At 39.3% G+C, this 21,977-nt stretch carries 11 protein-coding genes; all 11 read left to right on the top strand.

Features of this window, described 5'->3' with window-relative positions:
* Positions 1 to 499 precede the first annotated feature (499 nt).
* The 11 genes from O3603_RS09285 (at position 500) to O3603_RS09235 (ending at position 21,532) form a co-directional block, all read left to right on the top strand.
* Positions 500 to 3,022 carry a ribonucleoside-diphosphate reductase subunit alpha gene (locus O3603_RS09285; protein ID WP_314867775.1) on the top strand — a complete coding sequence of 841 codons (2,523 nt, stop codon included), beginning with the start codon at positions 500 to 502 and terminating at the stop codon, positions 3,020 to 3,022.
* 388 nt (positions 3,023 to 3,410) lie between these two features.
* Positions 3,411 to 4,457 (top strand): ribonucleotide-diphosphate reductase subunit beta, encoded by a 1,047-nt coding sequence (locus tag O3603_RS09280; protein ID WP_004383091.1) that lies wholly within the window; start codon positions 3,411 to 3,413, stop codon positions 4,455 to 4,457.
* 550 nt (positions 4,458 to 5,007) lie between these two features.
* Positions 5,008 to 5,817, top strand: a complete 810-nt coding sequence (locus O3603_RS09275) for a DUF3108 domain-containing protein (protein WP_371522396.1) — start codon at positions 5,008 to 5,010, stop codon at positions 5,815 to 5,817.
* 1,011 nt (positions 5,818 to 6,828) lie between these two features.
* The gene (locus O3603_RS09270; protein WP_371522394.1) at positions 6,829 to 8,424 is read left to right on the top strand and encodes a DUF6377 domain-containing protein; all 1,596 of its coding nucleotides are present in this window, start codon (positions 6,829 to 6,831) and stop codon (positions 8,422 to 8,424) included.
* 364 nt (positions 8,425 to 8,788) lie between these two features.
* A complete protein-coding gene (locus tag O3603_RS09265; RefSeq protein WP_371522392.1) occupies positions 8,789 to 9,295 on the top strand; it encodes a DUF5004 domain-containing protein in 507 nt (168 codons plus the stop codon).
* Positions 9,296 to 9,302: 7 nt separating this feature from the next.
* Complete coding sequence (locus tag O3603_RS09260; protein WP_009434322.1) at positions 9,303 to 10,523, top strand: hypothetical protein; 1,221 nt, start codon at positions 9,303 to 9,305, stop codon at positions 10,521 to 10,523.
* Positions 10,524 to 10,584: 61 nt separating this feature from the next.
* A complete protein-coding gene (locus tag O3603_RS09255; protein ID WP_371522390.1) occupies positions 10,585 to 13,521 on the top strand; it encodes a SusC/RagA family TonB-linked outer membrane protein in 2,937 nt (978 codons plus the stop codon).
* Positions 13,522 to 13,560: 39 nt separating this feature from the next.
* Entirely contained in the window at positions 13,561 to 15,126 is a 1,566-nt protein-coding gene (locus O3603_RS09250) for a RagB/SusD family nutrient uptake outer membrane protein (protein ID WP_009434328.1), read from the top strand.
* A gap of 513 nt (positions 15,127 to 15,639) precedes the next feature.
* Positions 15,640 to 16,872, top strand: a complete 1,233-nt coding sequence (locus tag O3603_RS09245; RefSeq protein ID WP_314572073.1) for a glycoside hydrolase family 71/99-like protein — start codon at positions 15,640 to 15,642, stop codon at positions 16,870 to 16,872.
* Positions 16,873 to 16,892: 20 nt separating this feature from the next.
* On the top strand, positions 16,893 to 18,914 hold the full coding sequence (locus O3603_RS09240; protein ID WP_371522387.1) for a glycoside hydrolase family 97 protein: 2,022 nt from the start codon (positions 16,893 to 16,895) through the stop codon (positions 18,912 to 18,914).
* Between the two features lie 146 nt (positions 18,915 to 19,060).
* Positions 19,061 to 21,532 carry a TonB-dependent receptor domain-containing protein gene (locus tag O3603_RS09235; RefSeq protein WP_371522385.1) on the top strand — a complete coding sequence of 824 codons (2,472 nt, stop codon included), beginning with the start codon at positions 19,061 to 19,063 and terminating at the stop codon, positions 21,530 to 21,532.
* Positions 21,533 to 21,977 lie beyond the last annotated feature (445 nt).

The following is a 21,977-nucleotide window of genomic DNA, read 5'->3' as shown; positions in this document are numbered from 1 at the left end:
TTAAGAACATTCGAATAGGGTAGAGGAGAACCTTTCTTAATTTATAAATTAATCTATTATTATATTTCTTCTTGCCTATTTTCTTTCTTCTTTTAGTTTATTTATTAGAATAAGAAGAAGTATTCTTCAATTTAGGGAAGTTCTATCTCGATTACACACAGGCATTAATAGAAATAAAGGAAGCACATTATTAAAAGGAGACAAGTAATTACATCTTCAATAAGCAACAATATAAAGAATAAAAACAAGCCATAGATTGGCTTTAAAAAACAACTTTTTAAGTATCGAGAAACACATTAAATAGATAACTATTAAAACTCTATAAGACTTGAAAATTATACATTATAGACAACACGCTATCGTTTTTTTTTGGTAACTTTGCCTATATCAAAATGGCAAATTAATTATAACTATTTGATAAATAATTGTTTATTAAGAACATACTCGTTGTTCATTCGATTAAAAGTAGATTAAAATAGAAAACTTATAAATAGATTCAATGGATATAATAAAGCGTAATGGCGAATCGGAAAGATATAATAATAACAAGATAGCGATAGCCATTAAGAAGAGTTTTATCAGCACTGGTAAGACCATAAAGGACGAAGAGATAGCCGCAATGGTGGCTGAGGTTGAACAGATTATCATTGATAATCCAGACCAAAGAACCGTTGAAGAGATTCAAAACCAAGTGGAGAAGCATCTCATGATGCATGGTCATTATGATGAAGCAAAGAACTTCATCCTCTTTAGATACCAACGCAACGAGCAGAGAAAGGCTATCAATGATATCGCTCGAATGGCTGATGATACCGAATTAACCACTGTTCTGCAAGACGTGGCACGTGAGTATCGAGAGCGTGTATATAGTATGGTGACTCTTCAAGAGAAGTTTGCTAACCTTTGCAAACCAGGTATGTCGCATAAAGAAGCTATAGACACTCTTATCAAAGCTGCCGTAGAATTGACCACTCCTGAAGCTCCTGCATGGGAGATGATATCGGCTCGCATCTTATCATATAGGGCTGAACAGAAGATAAAGAAACAGGAAGATGAAATTGGAATAGATGGTTTCTACAATAAGTTGAAATACATGACTTCCGAAGGTCTATATGGTGAATATATCCTACAGAACTATACTGAAGAGGAAATCAATGAAGCGGCTACCTTTATCAAAGAAGAGCGTAACAAACTATTGAACTATTCGGGTTTGGATCTTCTTCTAAAGCGTTATGTCATTAAGAACTATGCGGGTAAAGCCATTGAGAGAGTACAGGAGATGTATCTCGGTATAGCCCTTCATCTTGCCATGCCAGAGCAGAAAGAGAACCGCCTCATGTGGGTTCATCGCATCTATGACATGCTTAGTAAATTAGAAGTTACTATGGCAACTCCAACGCTTTCGAACGCTCGCAAGCCTAATCATCAGCTATCAAGTTGCTTCATCGACACCGTTCCTGACAGCCTTGATGGTATTTATCGCAGTTTGGATAACTTCTCACAAGTAAGCAAATTCGGCGGTGGTATGGGTATGTACTTTGGTAAGGTGCGTGCCACGGGAGGTAATATCAGAGGATTCAAAGGCGTTGCTGGTGGTGTAATTCGTTGGATGAGACTTGTTAATGACACAGCAGTTGCGGTAGATCAGTTGGGTATGCGTCAAGGTGCAGTAGCGGTTTACTTGGATGTATGGCATAAGGACTTACCAGAGTTCTTACAACTTCGCACGAATAACGGAGACGATCGCATGAAAGCACATGACATCTTCCCGGCTGTTTGTTATCCTGACCTTTTCTGGAAGATGGCGGATGAGAATTTGGATCAGAATTGGTATCTTTTCTGTCCAAATGAGATCATGCGCATCAAAGGATATTGTCTTGAAGATTGTTACGGAGAGGAGTGGGAACGCAAGTATCTCGATTGTGTCAACGACCAAAGACTCACGCGTCGTGTGATAAGTATCAAAGATATCATCCGATTGGTTCTACGTTCTGCAGTCGAGACGGGTACTCCATTCACATTCAATCGAGATACAGTTAACCGTGCAAACCCTAATCACCACAAGGGCATGATATACTGTTCTAATCTCTGCACAGAGATTGCGCAGAACATGGCACCTATAGAGACTGTATCGAAGACTATCGAAACGAAGGACGGAGAAACGATTGTTGTCACAACCACCAAACCGGGTGAGTTCGTCGTTTGTAATCTAGCCAGTCTTTCTCTAGGTCGCCTTCCTTTGGAGGATGAAGAACAGATGAGAGAGAAGGTAGCAACGATAGTTCGTGCCTTAGACAATGTGATAAGTCTTAACTTCTATCCCGTTCCTTATGCAGAAATAACTAATCAGAAGTATCGCTCAATAGGGCTCGGAATCAGCGGTTATCACCATGCTTTGGCTAAGAGAAGAATAAAGTGGGAGAGTGAAGAACACCTACAATTTATGGACAAAGTGTTCGAAACTATCAATCGTTCGGCGATACTTGCCAGCTCTAATTTAGCCAAAGAGAAGGGCAGTTATCAGTACTTTGAGGGTAGCGACTGGCAAACAGGTCTATACTTTGACAAGCGTGGTTACGATAGCGATGAGTGGAAAGAAGTGCGCAAAACAGTGGCTTTACAGGGTATGCGCAATGCTTATCTATTGGCTGTTGCACCAACCAGTAGCACCAGTATCATTGCAGGAACTACGGCTGGATTAGACCCTATTATGAAGCGATTCTTCTTAGAGGAAAAGAAAGGAAGTATGCTCCCTCGCGTTGCTCCAGAACTATCTGACGAAACTTACTGGATGTATAAGAGTGCATATCTAATCAACCAGAAGTGGAGCATAAAGGCTTCTGGTGTTCGCCAGCGTCATATTGACCAAGCGCAGAGCATGAACCTATATATCACCAACGACTTCACCATGCGCCAGGTGCTCGACCTGTACTTATTGGCTTGGAAGAGCGGAGTAAAGACGATTTATTACGTTAGAAGTAAGTCATTAGAGGTGGAGGAATGTGAGAGTTGTGCATCTTAACTTTCCGAAAATAACTTACATTTAATTTGTATCTAACGGATGATTCTCATCATAAAAACAAGCATTTATGTCATAAACAACCATCAGTTGTAACTGTCTAATAGCTAACGTGTTATGAAAAGTATAATCGATTGAGAAAAAACGTATATTCGTTTTTAATAAAACGTATATCCATTTTTAGTAAAACGTATATCCGTTTTTGGTAAAATGTACCTCCGTTTTTAATGAAAAGTACGTTCGTTTCATCTGAAAGGTATAATCAATCAATGAAAAAGTATTACATATTTTAGGAGTAAGTAGGGTTGAAAAGGAATGAAAGGGAGTGAAGACAAATGTATTTATTAATGATAGATAAAGAAAAAAGAAGTATTCATAACTTCTCAAAGCAATGGAAGATAAACTAAAACGAAACACCCTGTTTAACCCTTCAGGGGATGTGGATTTGCGTTTAAGACGCATGATCGGCGGTAATACAACCAATCTGAATGACTTCAACAACATGAAGTATTCGTGGGTTAGTGATTGGTATCGTCAGGCAATGAATAACTTTTGGATTCCCGAAGAGATTAATCTTTCGCAAGACTTCAAGGATTATCCTCGATTGGATAAAGCCGAACGAACAGCATACGATAAGATTCTTAGTTTCTTGGTATTCCTCGATTCTTTGCAAAGTAATAACTTGCCAACTGTTAGTGAGTATATTACTGCCAACGAGGTGAATCTATGCCTTCATATACAGGCATTTCAGGAGTGCATACACAGTCAGAGTTATAGTTATATGCTTGATACTATCTGCTCTCCAGAGGAAAGAAACGACATTCTCTATCAGTGGAAAACGGACGAACACTTGCTAAATCGCAATAAATTCATCGGTGATTGTTACAATGAATTCCATGAGAAGCGCGATAAATTCAGCTTGATGAAGACTTTAATTGCTAACTTCATCCTCGAAGGTATCTACTTCTATAGCGGCTTTATGTTCTTCTATAATCTCAGTAGAAATGGTAAGATGTCAGGTTCTGCTCAAGAGATTCGATACATCAATAGGGACGAAAACACGCATCTCTGGCTCTTCAGAAGCATAATCCTTGAATTAAAGAAGGAGGAACCTGATATGTTCACCGAAGAAAAGGTAAAGGTTTACGAGGATATGATGCGCGAGGGAGTACGTCAAGAGATAGCATGGGGACAATACGTTATTGGAAATGATGTGCAGGGTCTAAACTCGCAGATGGTATCAGATTACATTCGTTATCTCGGTAACCTTCGTTGGTCAGGATTGGGCTTTGGTTTCCTCTATCCAGACAATCAGAAAGAACCAGAAAACATGAAGTGGGTGGGGCAATACTCGAATGCTAATATGGTGAAAACCGACTTCTTTGAAGCAAGAAGTACGGCCTATGCAAAGAGTACAGCTCTTATCGACGACCTTTAAAAAGCTATTTTATTTATTCATTACACCTATCATTCGGGCAAGTCAGCTATTCTGATTTGCCCGAATGATTGTATATAAAAGCAATCCCTCGTATCTCATCTTTCTAAAAACACAATCCTCATAAGTAGGAAAAGTTATCCACAAAACTGTTGAAAACTATGTTGAAAACACATTTCATAACCCTTTTATAACCCTGTGGATATCCACATCCCTCAGTAGAGATCCCCTTCTTAGTGGATATCCACATAGTTATTAACGGCATTTTAGATAAGTTTTACACAAGTTATCAGTGTAAAAAGATATAAACTTATTATCTTTGCACCACTTGTGGAAAGTGTGGATAACTCATAATAAAGGTTGAGTATCAATCAAAAGAAGTACGAATAACTTTTTAATAAGTATCTTTCTCAAGTTGATAAGCAATCTAACAAGAAAAGAGAAGATAAGTTCTGCACCAATCCACAGCCCATCATACTAAATCATTCTTTATCTTTCAATAAAAGAAATAAAGAATATATATAATATGAATTGAACTTTTAAACTGGTTAAGATGAAACACTTTAAGATTTATATAGTTTGTCTCTTGGCTGTTCTTAGCCTGCGCGTCTCGGCTCAATGCACGTTTCGTAACACAGCATTCAGCAGTGGAGAATATCTAACTTACAATCTCTATTACAATTGGAAGTTTATTTGGGTAAAGGCAGGAACGGCTTCCTGGTACACAGTCTCGTCTAATTATAAAGGTACACCGGCTTATCGTGCATCGTTGACAACGCGTGGCAATGGTAAGCTCGATAATTACTTTGTATTACGTGATACGCTCCTTGCTTATAACTCAAAGCAGATGGCACCATTGTACTATCGCAAGGGCGCAAGAGAGGGAAAGCGTTATACGGTGGATGAAGTATTCTATTCTTATCCTAATGGTAAGTGTCATCTTCTCCAGCATCGTATCAATAGTGAAGGGAAACATAAGTGGATAGAACGCACTTATGATGATTGTTGCTTTGATATGATGAGTATTTTCCTTCGTGCTAGGAGTTTTAATCCTGAGAGTTGGAAGAAAGGTGAGGTTGTAAACTTCCCTATCGTAGATGGAAACAGCCGTGATCCTGCACGTATTATATATAATGGTAAGGAAGATGTAAAGGCGGATAATGGTCATAAGTATCGTTGTTTGAAACTTACTTATTGGGAATACGATGATGGAAAGTGGCGTGACATAGCAAGTTTCTACGTTACAGACGATAAGAATCACATTCCTGTTCGTCTCGATATGCGCTTAAAGTTTGGTTCAGCCAAGGCTTTCCTTACCTCCATGAAGGGAATCAATAGTCCTGTAACAGCTGAAGTGAAATAAAGAAAGGAATCTTTTCCTTACGATATACAAAGAACTTATCTTGTTATTATTGATTTAAGCGAGAGTTTCTCAAAAAGGTCTTACCTTTTATATGAGATATTCTCGCTTTTTATATAGTATCATCCTTTCTCTGATGTTCGAAACACTTATGTTGATTGTAAGAGAGCCTCTCTTCTAATGTAAGAAGTGCTCTCTTATAATGAAGGAGAGCCTCTCTTGTTATGGAAGAAAGCGTTATATGGAATGGAGAAGAGTCTTATGTGGATAATAAAACCTAAAGTGAGGGAAAACAAAAAGGAGCTTGTCTCCCGACAAACTCCATTTTGCTTAATTAAAAAGTGATGTGAGTTTAATTAAAATTTCATTATTTAAAATTACCCAAATAACAAATACATATATACCAAATATCACAACGAAGTGTTTCAAATAACACAAAACCTAACTTTTACTTACAATTCTTTCGACCTATTCTTACGATAAACTTAAACCTATGAAATCATGAAAACCTTATTTATGAGTAAATTAGTCTAATCGTTTCTGTAGGCAAAATTACAATAAAAAGCGCAAGCTCAAAGCCTATATAAGGCTGTGCTTCTATAAATATAAAGGTTATAAGGTAATTAAAAGGAGGTTATTTTATTAAGTAACTGATAATCAGTATATTTAAAATACATTATAAGAAAGTAAATTATAAGCCTTGTTATTGGTATAAAGTCTTGTTATAAGATAATTTATTGGACGTTTTGAAACAAATAAATCATTTGTACTCAAGAGAGTGATAATGGTATGTAAATGGTTGATAATGAGTTGTTATTATTATTATTAAGGCTTATAATCTTTGTAATTGAAGTTTTTTTAGCATTTACACCTATTATTATAAGGAAGGAGAGGAGTGAAGAATTAGATTAGAAAAAGGCGTCAATAATTTTGTTACTGTCTAATAAAATCTTTATATTTGTGGGCTATAAAAAGACATGTCTTTTATTGGTTTACTAATAAAGAATACCTAAGATGAATACATCAATAAGACTATATCTATTATGTGTGCTGTTTTCTTTACCGCTGATAAGTTCAGCCTCTGATGGAAAATGGTCTGAAGAATTAAATAAGTTGGATGCGAGTTTATCTCAAAAGAGCGTCTATGAGCAAAGAAAACTTGATGAGATAAAGGCTTTGAAACGCAATTTGAAAACAGCATCACAGGCTGATAAGTTTAAAATCAATCGTATGTTGTTTGATCAATATTCATCTTATCAGTACGATTCAGCTTATGTTTATGCGAATCATTTACTCTCACAAGCTCTTAAAGAACGGAATTGTGATTATGAATTAGAGGCTCGCTGTGATATTGTCTTCTGTCTTCTTTCGGCTGGATTATATACTGAAGCGTTCAATGAGTTGGCTACAATTCGTCTTGAAGGAACCAATCAGCAATCTAGAAAGCTTTATTTTAAGATGGCATCACGCTTGTATTATGATGTCTCAGACTATACTAAGACCGAACCTTACCAAAGTCAATACATCAAACAAGGTAGTGTTTATACTGATTCGTTGCTTCATTATATTCAAAAAGACTCTCCAGAGTGGTATTATGCGGTAGGAATAAAAGAAATGAAGGAGCATAATTTTGCAGCTTCCCTTGATTACTTTAATCAATATATGGAGCAGAAAGGGGGCGATGTACATAGTAAAGCTATTGTTACCTCATGTCTTGGATGGCTTTATCTGTACCAAAAGGATTTAAACAAAGCTATTAAATATCTTGCACAAGCAGCCATTTATGATAATAAAGGAGTTGTAAGAGAAACCACAGCATTGTGTACTTTGGCAAGACTTCTTTATAAAGAAGGTGATATACAACATGCAACTGAATACGTCAGACAGTCACTTTCGAATGCAAATTTCTATGGGGCACGACAGAGAGTGATAGAGGTAAGTAGTATTCTGCCCATCATTGAGCGGGATAGATATAATATTATGCAGGGGCAAAGGAATGCAATAGCAGTGGCAGCTGTGGTATTTATCCTTTTTGTTATTGGACTTTTCGTGGCGTGGTGGTATATTCGTAAGCAAATGATGGAGCTAAAGAAAGCGCAAGTAATTATCGATCGACGTAACAAACAACTTGAGACTAAGAACAACCAGTTGGAAGAAGTAAACAAAATAAAGGATGAGTATATTGGGAGATCATTCTACATTAACTCAGAATATATTAATAAGGTAGAGAAACTCTATCGTACCATTGATAGAAAACTCATGACTCGCCGAATTGAAGACTTGCGTTCGTCACTCAAAGAGAGTGAATTGATAGCAGAAAGAAAGTCGATGTTCGTTGATTTTGATGAGACTTTTTTGAAGCTTTTCCCACATTTCATCGAGAAATACAATGAGCTTTTTGATGATCCGGATAGTAAGTGTCTTGATCCGAAACAGCTCACAACAGAGATGCGAATCTTCGCTCTTATTCGTTTAGGAATTACTGACTCTGAACGTATAGCAACATTCCTTAATTACTCAGTTCATACCATTAATACTTATAAAACACGTGTCAAGAATCGTTCTCACATAGACAATGATAAGTTTGAAGGCTATATCATGAAGATATAGTAGGCTTTTCTTTTATTGTAATGGTGCTTTCACAATACTTCTAAAGAGCATAGTCTTATGCTTAAAGAGGTTTAGTGTAAGTGCTATTAGTTCCTATTTGAATGTTTTAAAAAGCTTATTTTGTAGTTGAAAAATAGTTACTTCTTTATTATAAAGGCATTATAAGCCTAATATTTTGATTATATTTACCAACGAAAAAGATAATTGATAATACTTGATAATCAGCTTGTTGATAATTGATAAAATCATTTTCTGTTTATATAATAAGCAGTTTTATTTATTAAATGTGAAATCATCACTATCTTTGCGAATAAAGAATAAGAACAAAAGAATATATTTTAAATAACTAAAAACATGGTTCACTATGAGGAAAATCACAAGTAATTTGCTTGGTGCAGTGTTACTACTATCTTCAACGATGACGTTCCTAGGATGCTCAACAGTTGATGATGGCAGTTATACAGCACCCATTACACTGACCGAGAAGATTGGTAGTAAGTGGGTTGTGAACTCAGTTATGCAGACTGATGAAACTAACGCGCGAACAAAGACACTAACAAATCTACTCGACTTTGACACGTTTGTTATTAATCTTAACCAAGATGAAGCGGGTAATGCAACCACTTTCTCTGTTGAAGGTAATGCACCTGCACTACTGCCAACCAGCGGTACGTGGAAGATGGATTATAACTTCACAAAGAGTGACAATACAGCTAGTAATCTGATTCTTAACGATGGTAAAGCAGAAACATCTCTCACGGTAACAGCTGTACCGGGTAATACTAAGACTCTTGAATATCGTTTGACTCGTAAGACAAACGGACAGTCTTTTGTTTCATATACGTATAATTTAACGCAAGCTGTAAAGTGATTTGGCTATGAAAAAGATATTTTTAGCATTGATGTGCTTGTTCCCTTTGGTTTTATTTGGTCAAGGTACGGAATTAAGTACGGCTCCTAAGTGTTGGACAGTACCAGCAGTCTTCACTGCAGATGAGGAAGTTACGTTCTATTATGATATGACAGATGTGGGCTTTCAAGAAGGGGTTGATCTCTATTTATGGGCATGGCAACCAACAGAGCCAGATGCTGGTCATGGTGGTAACTCTTCGGATTTTGCCAAATTGGAGTACGTTGGTAACAACATTTATAAGAAGACAATGATACCAACACAATACTTCCATTGTGATGTATCAAAGTTCGAAGACGCTGAATGGCCAGGCTTTTGGCAACGCTTGAAGACGAAAGATGGAAGTCTATGGTCAGGTGTTTTTGCTGCTCCCGACAGCCGTTTAGAGTTTGCAAACTTCAAGAAGTCAGGTGCAGGTATAACCTTCTTTAGTGGTAAGAAGTCTACTGGTTTAACAGAAAAGTTCACTTTGGATGAGCCATTGACAGTCCTTTTCAACCCTGATGTGTATAAGTTAGGTGATAAGACATTGACAGAGTTGGCTAAAGATGCTGATTTCGTTCAATTTGGTGTACACTCAGCTTTAAATGATTGGACCGTGCAACAAACACTTGATGTATGGCGTCCTGCTGTATTAAAGAAGGCTGGTTTGAAGAAACTCTCTAATGGTCTCTATGCTTGGAACGTTGGAATACCTAGTGAGTATTATGCTTATAACCCTCAAGATGCAGGTCAAGCTGATAAGCCAACAATCCTTGCTGATCCTGATCAGAAGGCTAGTTTCCAACTTGAAAACATGAATTATATTATAATTAAGGTGATTAAAGATGCTAATGGAGCTAATCAGTGGGGTGTAAATAGTGGTGATCAAAAGCAAAAGGCAGGTTCTGCTGCACCTTATCCAGACCCTATGTTCTCTTATTTCCCTACACGAGTAAGTGCAAAGGATATCCTTACTTTGACCCGTGAATACAATGAACGAACATCTGGAGATTTAAAGTATACAATCGTAGCAGGCTCTAAGACTCTTACAGGAACTATGTCTGGTGTTCGTGACAAGCGTGAGGTAACACTTGATCTTAATAAGGAGTTAGAAGGCGTTAAAGCATCTGAATTGAAATTAACTATCAAGGAACAGCATGATAGAGTGGTTGTTGAATCAACTATACCACTTGTTGTAGCTGATTAAATAAGGTGATGGGAGAGGGATTCTCTCCTATCTTTATCAATCCATAAAAGCATTAAATTCTATGAAACTAACATTTCAAAATAAACTATTGGGGCTCATCCTCTTTATGATGATGTTGTTCTGTAGCAATGTATCGGCACAAAATATCACAGTTAGTGGTAGTGTTGTCGATTCAGAGAAAGAGCCACTTATCGGTGCTTCTGTAAGTGTTGTAGGTGGTAAAGTAGGTGCTATAACTGACCTTGATGGTAAGTTTAGTATTGAATGTAAGCAAGGTGACATGCTCGAAGTATCCTATATTGGGTATACAACACGTAAGGTTCAAGCCGCAAAAGACTTGAAGGTTGTATTGGAAGAGGATGCTAAGAAACTTGATGAGGTGACTGTTGTTGGCGTTGGTTATGGTAAGATGCGTAAGAGCGACCTAACTGGTGCTATAGCATCTGTTAGTTCTAAGGACATGAAACAAGGTGTTATTACCTCTACAGAACAATTATTACAAGGTAAAGTAGCAGGTCTTTCTATCGTACAAAGTTCTGGTGCTGTAGAATCAGGAGCATCAATTCGCTTACGTGGCGGTACATCTTTGTCTGCAAGCAATGGTCCTTTGGTTGTAGTTGATGGTATTCCTGGTGTTGATATCAACTCTGTTCAATCGTCAGAGATTGTTAGTATGGACATTCTCAAGGATGCATCAGCGGCAGCAATATATGGTTCTCGTGGTGCAAATGGTGTTATCATCATTACAACTAATCGTCAAGGAACAGATACAGAAGTAAATACTATCCAATATAATGGCTATGTTGCCTTTGCTTCAGCAGCTCGCAAACTAGATGTATTATCGGCTAATCAATGGCGAAGCTATGTACGTTCTACTGGTAATATGAGTGCTTTGGACTTTGGAGCTAGCACTGATTGGCAGGATGAATTAATGCGTACAGCTGTCTCACATAGTCATAATATCAACTTCTCATCATCGAAGAAAAATCATGGATATCGTGCTAGTTTCACCTATAATAATAATGAAGGTGTAATCAAAACTAACACTATGAACAGGCTTGCAGGTTCATTGTCTGCATATCAAACAGGGCTTAATGGACATCTAAGACTAGATGAAGGTATCAATACAAACTTCGATAGTTGGCATCCAATCGATAGTCGAATATTCGAGCGAATGATTAATCTTCAACCTACGTTCCCTGTATATAATTCAGATGGAACCTACGCCCAATTGAATGGTACAAACACGGAGAATCCAGTTGAATTAAATAATCATCGTACAGAGGACCGAAAGCGTCATCGCTTCCTTGGATATATGAAAGCTGAATTACAGATTATCGATGGTCTCTCTGCGACAATGAATACTTCTTATGAGTTTAATTCCGTTAAGTCAGGTCTTTATAAACCAACTTATGCGCGCATGGAAGGGCAGAGTGAGAAAGGTTGGGGTCAACGTCTTTATGATGATTATACCAATAAGCAGCTTGAACTTTACCTAACTTATGATAAGAAGTTTGCTGATATTCACCACTTAAATCTGATGGGTGGTTACTCTTATCTTGATAATATCTATGAGGGTTTCAGTGCTACTCGTTCTGGTTATGACTCTGATGCTTTCGGTTATAATAACCTAGGTGCTGGTAGTGATTATAGGCAAGGTGACGCCGGTTCTTATAAAGGAGGTTCTAAGCTAATATCGTTCTTTGGACGTGTTAATTATAGTCTTCTTGATCGTTACATGCTTACAGCAACCTTACGTCGTGATGGTTCTTCACGTTTCGGTGAGAACCATAAATGGGGTGTATTCCCCTCTGTTTCGTTTGCATGGCGTATCTCTGAAGAGCCTTTTATGGCATCAACTCGTGAATGGTTAGACAATTTGAAACTTCGTGCAGGCTTTGGTGTAACTGGTAACCAGAATGGTATTGGTGAATATAAGTCGCTCTCTATTCTTTCGGCAGCAGGTTCTGCTTATTACGATGGAGCAACTAATACATGGAAGAACTCCTACACACAGATTCAAAACCCTAACCCTGATCTTAAGTGGGAATCTACTGCTCAATGGAACCTAGGTGTTGACTTCTCTGTATTCAATAAGTTGAATGGTACTTTAGAATTGTACTATAAAAAGACATCAGACCTTCTTTGGACCTATCCAGTGCCACAACCTCCATATCTCGTTGGTACTATGTTAGCTAATGTTGGTGACTTAGTGAACAAAGGATTTGAGTTAACTCTAGGTTACAAAGCTGTTCGTACAAAGGATTGGACACTTGATGCAAACATGTCTCTGTCGTATAATAAGCAAGAGATAACCAAGTTGTCAAATGATCAATATCAAGCTGTTGGTTTGCAGGCAGGACCTTTGCATAGTGTACGTGGTATGTCTAACATCTATTCACAAGTAATTAAAGAAGGTTATCCAGCTGGTGCTTTCTGGGGACCACATTGCCAAGGTATCTCTGAAGATGGCAAATATATGCTTGAAAAAGATGCTGATGGTAAAGTGAAGGAAGGTTATCTTGGTTCAGCAATGCCTAAGTGGAACATTGGTTTAAGTCTAAATGCTACATGGAAGAACTTCGATGCTAGCGTTGCAGCCTATGGTATGTTCGGACAGAAAGTACTGAATGTTAGTCGTATGGTATTATATGATCCAACGCGTTTCCCATCACAGAATACACTTGACGACTTCATGACTAGTGGTATAACTGATAATCCAACTTTCTCTGATTACTTCATAGAGAAGGGTGATTTCTTCCGTCTTCAAGCTATAACATTAGGTTATTCTCTACCATTGAACAGCCTCAAGAAGCTAGGTCTCACTCGTCTACGTTTCTATGTAACAGGCGAGAATCTCTTCTGTATAACAGGTTATAAGGGTATTGATCCAGAGGTTAGTGTACCAGACAACGTACTTAACTCACCAGGTATAGACTTCTTCAATAGTTATCCACGACCACGTACTTTCTCTATCGGATTGAACGTTGGCTTCTAAGTTCATCGTAAATTCTAACTTTAAAAGATTCTATCTATTATGAAACGATTGAATTTCAATATATCAAATATGCTCCCTAAGAAGGCATGCTTAGGCTTAGGTCTTCTCTTGGCACTATCTTCTTGCACCGATCTAAACGAACATCTTTATGATAAAGTATCGCAAGACAACTATGGAAAGACATCATCAGAAGTGGCTACTATAGTCGGTGGTGCGTATGCCACATTACGTGGTTATGGAGCTAACACACCCGAAGGTGCAGGTGTTATTTGTTATCCAACTTGTGAGTACGTGTTCTTTACTCAGGAGTGTTCAAGCGATGAGGCTTGTATTCCAACACGTGGTACTGACTGGTTCGATGGCGGTCGTTACCAGCAGTTCCAGCGTCATAATTGGGACGTAAAGAACACGGGCATCCTTTCAGTATGGCGTTATAACTTCACCGGAGTATCGAAGATTAACGCTATTATTCATCAAGTAGAACAAAGTGGATTAAGCACTGAAGACAAGCAAAAAGTTGAGGCTGAGCTACGCGGTCTACGTGCTTATTACTACTACAACTTGCTTGATTGTTTTGGAAATGTGCCTATCGTGACCGACTTCACACAGAAGGAGTTGCCTGCAAACTCGCCTCGTAAGGATGTCTTTGCATTTATAGAGAAGGAGCTTAAGGATATACTTCCAATACTTCCATCAGGTACTACTTATGCTAAGTTTACGCAGAATGTGGCTAATACCTTGTTGGCTCGTCTCTATCTAAATGCTGAAGTTTACACAGGAACTCCGCGTTGGCAAGATTGCTTGGATGCATGTAGTAAGGTTCAAGGATATAGCTTAACTCCTAACTATAAAGCCAGTTTCGCCATCCAAAATGAGAAGTCTCCTGAAATTATCTTCTCTATTCCTTATGACCATAAACAAGGTACTGTTGGTAACTACTTAGCTAGTATGACCTATCATTACAATCAGAAGTTAGCCTTCGATCCAGCTGGTGTTTACCAGTGGTGTGGTAATGGTATTTGTGCACAGCCAGGGCTTTATTCTTCATTTGATGAGAAGGATGTTCGTCGCCAATGTCTGTTAATTGGTCAGCAGTATAGTGCTAAAGATGGTTCAGAAGTATTGATGGACGATGGTTCACCATTGAACTATACTGAAGAAATAGACAATTTCACGGATGCAGCGAAGAATGCTGGTGCACGTTTAAATAAGTATGAGTGGAGTGCAACTGACTCTTGGGAGCGTGATAATGATTGGGTTCTTATGCGTTATGCAGAAATCTTAATGATGCAAGCAGAGTGTAATTTCCGCCTCGGCTATACCCCAACAGCCCTCACATATATCAATCAGATTCGCAAACGTGCAGGTCTCAACGATCTTACAACATTGACACTTGAGGACTTAGATACCGAGTGGAAGCATGAGTTTGTATTTGAGAATCTTCGTCGAACAACCAACATTCGCTTTGGTACCTACTATCAAGCATGGTGGGAGAAACCAGCTGATCCAGCCGATCATCACACTGGTATCTATCCTATCCCACAAGAGGAACTGAACAAGAATCCTAATTTGAAGCAGAATCCAGGTTATAGTTCACAACAGTAAAAAGCGTTGAAAGCTCCATTATAAGTATATAATAAGGATGAAAAGCAAGATGGTTTTCTATCGTAATATATACTTATAAATGGAGCTTTTTCATGCTCTTAATTATCTTATAAAGGCTCTTTTTTGTGAGTAATGAGGCTTATTAATGAGTCTAAACTTATTGCCTTATCATGGAAAAGAGTTTCTTTATAATTGAAAAATAGATTAAAAATAGAAATAAATTAAACTAAAAAGGATACAAAAATAGATTATTTTCTTAGTGAGAACAATCTCTTTATTCTTTTAATCAGTTGTTTCTAGCGATAGAATCAAGTGTTTTAACCATGATAAGAGAGTGTTTTAAGCATTTAAGAGAATAGCGTTATGAGATAGTTAAAAGTTATTTTTAGATAAGAGAAAATGATTTTTTTGTTTAATTTTGTTCCTCTTTTTAACGATACATGTTGAGGGGCAGGATAACTTTTAACGTATCTCAGTATTACTTATTACATAATGGATAATGAATAAAAAGATATGGATTTAAAGTCAATACTTACTTTAGCAGCTACTGCTGGACTCTTATTTACATCTTGTGCAGATAGTTATGAGGGTGCACCCAAGAAGGTGGATGGAAGGCAAGAGGCGCATCAAGTGATGCCATTAGCTGTCCAGAAGACTAATAGTATGCAGGTTTATGCTCATTACATGCCATGGTTTGAGACAACAACGTCCAATCCGCAGAATGCAGGTAAGTGGGGTTATCACTGGACAATGAAGAATTGTGACCCTAACAAGATGGTTGGTAATGATAAAAGAGAGATTGCTTCGCACTATTATCCACAGATTGGTCCGTATGCAAGTGGCGATGAGGCAGTGCTAGACTATCAATGTTTGTTGATGAAATATGCAGGTCTTGATGGTGTAATGGTCGATTGGTATGGTGTAAATAGCGATAATTCTATTGCTCAACACAAGTCGAATACAGAGGCATTGTTCCGTGCTTTGAAGCGAGCAGGGCTCAAGATGAGTGTCGTCTATGAGGATCGTACATTGGACGGAGCGTCTGATAGGGTAGGAACAGCTCGTCAGGATATGCGCTATTTGGCAGAGACATTCTTCAAGGATGATAGTTATGTGAAGGTAGATGGGCGTCCACTTCTGCTCAATTTTGGTCCAATTACGATGGAATCACCGAAGGATTGGTATCGTGTCTTTTCTATCTTGACCACAAAACCGATGTTCCTTGTATTAGATGGAAAGCTCAGCAGCGTTAATAATACAAGCTATTCTGACAATGCGCAAGGCGTCTATACATGGGTAAATGCCAATCCGAACTATGCTATAGCTAAGAACTATAAGTGCTTTGTGGGTGGTGCTATGCCTGGATTCCATGACTATTATAAAGAAGGTGAGGGCAGTAATGGTTATACAACATACGATGCTGAGGGTGGAAAGTTGTTCCAACGCCAGCTAGATGCAGCCAAGAACGCAGGCTTAAAGTACCTTCAGATTAGTACATGGAACGATTACGGAGAGGGTACAACGATAGAGCCTACATTGGAATATGGCTACAAGTACCTCGAAATGTTGCAGAAGTTTACAGGCGTGAAGTATACAGTTTCCGACCTCGAAGTTATCTATCAATGGTATAAAGCACGTGTTGCCGAACCTAACAATCCTAAGGTTAAGGAAGCATATAATGCCCTTGTGCAACTGAAAATGGATGAAGCAAAGGCTATCATCGGCACTTTGAATAGAAAAAGATAAGGTAATTAATATCTCAATAAATGAAAACTAAGATTTTAAAACACTTCATTTTAGCAGTCTGTTTATCGCTGTTGCCAATGGCAATGGTGGCTAAGCAGGAAGCAATGGTGAGTTCACCATCAGGTAACATTACGCTGACGACTGGTGTAGATAATGCGGGTCGTCCTTATTACTCATTGAATCGTGGGAAAGAGGAGATACTTCTTCGTTCGGCACTTGGGTTGAAGTTGAAGGATGGCGACTTGTCTAATGACTTCCGACTCATAGGTTTCTCACGTGCAACTAAGGATGAAACGTGGCATCAACCATGGGGAGAAGAAGATGATGTACGCAATCATTATAACGAATTGACGATGAAGTTAGCACAGAAGAAAGGACTTCAACGCCAGCTGACCATTGTCTTCCGTGTCTTTGATGATGGTATGGGCTTCCGTTATGTATTCCCACAACAGAAGAACCTAAGCGACTTCATTATCACAGATGAGCTCACAGAGTTCTGTTTCAAAGGTGACCCTGAGGCATGGACATTGCCTTTTGATGCCGATTACTATGAGGGACTTTGGACGAAAGCACCATTGAGTAAGAAGCAGAAGGTGTGTACACCTGTTACAATAGAGGCTAAGCCAGACCTTTATATGATGTTACATGAAGCGAACCTGACCGATTACTCTTCATTAAATGTCAAGCCGATAGAGGCAAAAGAGGGTTATGTGCGATTGAAGGCAGAGTTAGTACCATGGTCAAATGGCGACTTGGTGCGTGCAAAAGCACCTTTCGTCTCTCCTTGGCGTATGTTATCAGTAGAAGACCATGTGGGTGGTTTGATAACAAACCGCGTCATGTTGAACCTTAATGACCCTTGTAAGATTAAGGATACATCGTGGATTACAACAGGAAAGTACGTTGGTGTGTGGTGGACTTACCACATGCAACATGCCACATGGGGTATTGGTCCAAAGCATGGAGCCACAACTGAGAATACAAAACGCTATATCGACTTTGCTGCCGAGCATGGTTTTAAAGGCGTACTAGTAGAAGGTTGGAACTATGGATGGGAGAACGACTGGGGCAAGGAAGGTGATAAATTCAACTTCACAAAGCCTTATCCAGACTATGACTTCGATGGTTTGCAGAAGTACGCATTGTCGAAAGGAGTCTCACTGATTGCTCATAACGAGACAGGTGGTGCTGCAAAGAACTATGAGGAACAGCTTGAAGCAGCCTTCTCTCTCTATGAGAAGATGGGAATTAAGGCTATTAAGACAGGCTATGTGAATAAGGTTATGGACAACAAGGAGCTTCAACACTCGCAATATGGTGTGCGTCATTATCGCAAAGTGATTGAGGCTGCAGCCCGACACCACATCATGGTGGTCAATCATGAGCCTGCTATGCCAACTGGTCTACAACGTACTTACCCCAACCTCATCGCTAGTGAGGGTGTGAGAGGACAAGAGTGGAATGCTTGGGATGGCGCTGGTGGCAACCCACCTTACCATCTTTGTGTGCTCCCATTCACACGTCAATTAGCTGGACCAATCGACTTCACGCCTGGTATCTTCAAGCTCGAAGGACAGGTTTATACGCATACTCATCCACACACAACGCTTGCTAAACAGCTTGCCGAGTATGTTGTCATCTACACTCCATGGCAGATGGCTGCTGACGAGATTGAGAATTACAAGGATCAACCAGCCTTCACCTTCATTGAAGCAATGCCTTCTAACTGGCAGAAGACGGTTATCCCAATGGCAGAGATTGGTAAGTACATCGTTACTGCACGTCAGAACCGTGATAATCAGGACTGGTTTGTGGGTGGAATGACCGATGAGAACGCTAGAGACATCAGTCTTAAACTCGATTTCCTAGCACCAGGTACAACTTATAAGGCTATTATCTATAAGGATGGACCTGATGCCGAGTATGACAAGAACCCTTATCCAATGACCATCGAACAGCTTGTTGTGAACCATGATAGTGTATTGAAACTACACATGGCAAAGAGTGGTGGCTTTGCAATTCAGCTCATTAAGCAAGCGTAAGGAGCAATAGCTTATAGCTTATTAAACTTATATTCATCCCTGCCTTATCATCTTGAAGGGCAGGGATTTTGGTTAATATTATGGTAAGAAATACTTGCCTTATATGTGATTTATTGTTACCTTTGTACCGTTTAGTACGTAATAATATGAGAAAATACAAGTTATTTGTAACATTTGGACTATTGACTATGTCTGTAGCGGTACATGGTCAGACCTCAACAATATCGGGAGTTCTACTCGACTCATTGACCCATGAGGGGGAACCCTACGCTACTGTTCGTGTTTATAAAGGTAAGAAAAGCGACAAGCCAGTGGCTATGTCGGTTACAGCTATTGATGGTAAGTTCTCTCAGCAGGTAACAGGACAAGGCAACTTCTTGGTTTCTTTCACTGCTATGGGGCGTAAGGAGGTTCTCCGAAAGGTGCAACTTACAGCCACAGGAGGCGTTATCGACTTAGGTCAACTGCTGGTTCAAGATGATACGAAGCAGTTGAAAGGTGTGGAGGTAGTGGCACAGAAGCCACTTGTTAAGATGGAAACGGACAAGATGTCGTATGATGTTCAGGCTGACAATGACGCTAAGACGAACACAGTACTCGACATGCTGCGTAAGGTTTCGATGGTAACTGTGGATGGACAAGACAATATTTCGGTCAATGGACAGTCCTCCTTCAAGGTTTATGTGGATGGTAAACCGAACGTAATGTTCTCTTCCAATCCCTCACAAATATTCAAGTCAATGCCCGCCTCGGCTGTTAAATCAATAGAGGTAGTGACTAATCCAGGTGCTAAATATGATGCTGAAGGAACAGGCGGAGTGCTGAATATCATCATGAACCGCGTTAATGGCAAGAGTGCCGTTAATATGAATGGATATAACGGAAACCTTGCTATCTCTGCAGGAAACAAGGGTTGGCGGTCGTCTGGGTTCCTTAGTGGACAGCAGGGAAAGCTGACGTATAGTGCTAACATCATGTATAACGCAGCAAAGTCGAAAGGTACTGTGACCGAGATGAGCCGTACTGCGAGTGATGGGTCACGTATGGACTATCGTCAAAAGGGCAATACTCACATCCCATTCACCATGGGTAACCTTAGTCTGGGCTATGAGCTTGATTCTATGAGCAATATTGGTGCATCCATCGGACTCACTTCCTTCGCTATGAAGAACGATGGTCACCCCATGACAACCTTCTCTGGTGGTCCTTACGGAACAGGTTTCTCGTATGGTAACGAGATGACCATGAAGAATAAGAACACCTCCTTTAATGGTAGCATAGACTATCAGCGATTCTTTAATAAGGCTCGCACAAGTAGTTTGACATTGAGTTATCTCTTCTCAACAACGCCTGCCGAGAACACAAACCTACGTGTTTATGATCCCTTACCAGCGGGTGTTACGATTCCATTAAAGGATCTTTATTCAGAGGCGAAGATGCGTGGAACGGAGCATACAGTGCAAGTCGACTATACCACACCGATAGGGAAAGGACAGACCTTAAGCACTGGTTTGAAGTTTATCGCACGTCGCAACTCTTCCGACTCGAAGTTTTATGACATCGTAAGTGGTGCTAATGTCTACAATGCCAACAACAGTGTGAATTATAGGAACACGCAGAGCATCCTTGCCGAATACGCTGAATATGCAGCAACAATGGGTAAGTTAGGTGCTAAGGTGGGGCTTCGTTACGAGCATACATGGGAGAACGTGAAGTTCATAGTAGGTCCTGGTGCCAACTTCAAGAAGCACTATGGCAACTTAGTACCATCTGCCAGCCTTACTTACAACCTATCAGCTGGTATGAATTTAGGCGTTAACTATTCTATGCGAATCAGTCGCCCAGGTATCAGTTATCTGAATCCTTACCACGACATAAGCAACCCGACCGCCGATAGCTATGGTAATCCTGACTTGCAAGTAGAGAAGAGTCACAACATAAAAGTAGTCTTCAACTCCTTCACACCGAAGTTTATGATCAACGTAACACTCGGTGAGAACTTTGCCAATAATCAGATAGAACAGTACTCATTCATGCATGGTTCGATACTGAATACCACGTATGGCAACATCGTTAAAAGCCGTTGGACGAACTTCAGTTCGTTTATGAATTACGCCGTTACTAATAAGACTCGTCTGATGCTAACAGCCAATGTTGACTATGGAGATATTCGATCAGAACAACTCAATGCACATAACTATGGATGGCAAGCCACTACATTCCTCGGTGTGCAGCAAACCTTCCCTTGGGATTTGAAATGGAGTATGTTCGTGGGTGGAATGACGAAGAAGTATTCTCTACAAGGCTATAACAGCGGCTTCAATATGTTTAATACAACGCTATCAAAGAGCCTTATTAAGGATAAACTCGACTTGAGTTTGATGTATTTCGTGCCATTCACTGGTAAGATAAAGATAAATCAGTATAGTCATGGAGCCGACTTTGAGAATCGTATGAACATCTCAATTCCTGCCCAGATGGTATCCTTCACACTTACATGGAACTTCGGTAACACCAAGAAGCAATACCAGAGTCATGAAACAAAGATAACTAACGACTTCCAAGAAAAGAAGAACGACCAGCAGATGAACGGCATGGGAATGGGTGTCGGGATGTAATCTTCCGTACTTGTTTATCGTTATTAATGTTCCTAATGGGCATTAATTAAAATCATAAAGGGCTGTAACACGAATGATGTTACAGCCCTTTCATTGCCTTAATAGTCTCTCTTTGAATCATTCGATAGTATCTCTTTTATTCGTTCGATAGTATCGCTCGTATCCACAAGATACTTTATTAACGGGATTATACACGTCTGTATAACTAATTATACACACCTGTATAACTGATTATACACGCCTGTATAACTGATTATACACACCTGTATAATTGATAGTACACGTTTGTATAATTGATAGTACAGCCTTGTATAAAAGTCTTCTAAGCCTTTCTAATGGATTGGAATACTAATAGAAAGCCTTTTGATGAGCTTCTTAAAGGAGGGAATAAGTCTATGGTAGTTAATTAAAGAATACTCTTTGCCATTTGAAGAGGGCGTTTCCT

Origin of the sequence: Prevotella sp. 20925_1_30 (assembly GCF_041433025.1) — a bacterium.
Taxonomy (GTDB): Bacteria; Bacteroidota; Bacteroidia; order Bacteroidales; family Bacteroidaceae; genus Prevotella; species Prevotella vespertina.
Note: the sequence above shows the minus strand (reverse complement) of the source record. Positions and strands in the feature narration are given on the sequence as shown.

What these genes read in the sequence shown, in the direction of transcription:
- O3603_RS09235 (WP_371522385.1), top strand. Translation starts at nt 19,061, where the DNA reads ATGAGAAAATACAAGTTATTTGTAACATTTGGACTATTGACTATGTCT.
- O3603_RS09285 (WP_314867775.1), top strand. Translation starts at nt 500, where the DNA reads ATGGATATAATAAAGCGTAATGGCGAATCGGAAAGATATAATAATAAC.
- O3603_RS09270 (WP_371522394.1), top strand. Translation starts at nt 6,829, where the DNA reads ATGAATACATCAATAAGACTATATCTATTATGTGTGCTGTTTTCTTTA.
- O3603_RS09240 (WP_371522387.1), top strand. Translation starts at nt 16,893, where the DNA reads ATGAAAACTAAGATTTTAAAACACTTCATTTTAGCAGTCTGTTTATCG.
- O3603_RS09280 (WP_004383091.1), top strand. Translation starts at nt 3,411, where the DNA reads ATGGAAGATAAACTAAAACGAAACACCCTGTTTAACCCTTCAGGGGAT.
- O3603_RS09255 (WP_371522390.1), top strand. Translation starts at nt 10,585, where the DNA reads ATGAAACTAACATTTCAAAATAAACTATTGGGGCTCATCCTCTTTATG.
- O3603_RS09250 (WP_009434328.1), top strand. Translation starts at nt 13,561, where the DNA reads ATGAAACGATTGAATTTCAATATATCAAATATGCTCCCTAAGAAGGCA.
- O3603_RS09265 (WP_371522392.1), top strand. Translation starts at nt 8,789, where the DNA reads ATGAGGAAAATCACAAGTAATTTGCTTGGTGCAGTGTTACTACTATCT.
- O3603_RS09260 (WP_009434322.1), top strand. Translation starts at nt 9,303, where the DNA reads ATGAAAAAGATATTTTTAGCATTGATGTGCTTGTTCCCTTTGGTTTTA.
- O3603_RS09245 (WP_314572073.1), top strand. Translation starts at nt 15,640, where the DNA reads ATGGATTTAAAGTCAATACTTACTTTAGCAGCTACTGCTGGACTCTTA.
- O3603_RS09275 (WP_371522396.1), top strand. Translation starts at nt 5,008, where the DNA reads ATGAAACACTTTAAGATTTATATAGTTTGTCTCTTGGCTGTTCTTAGC.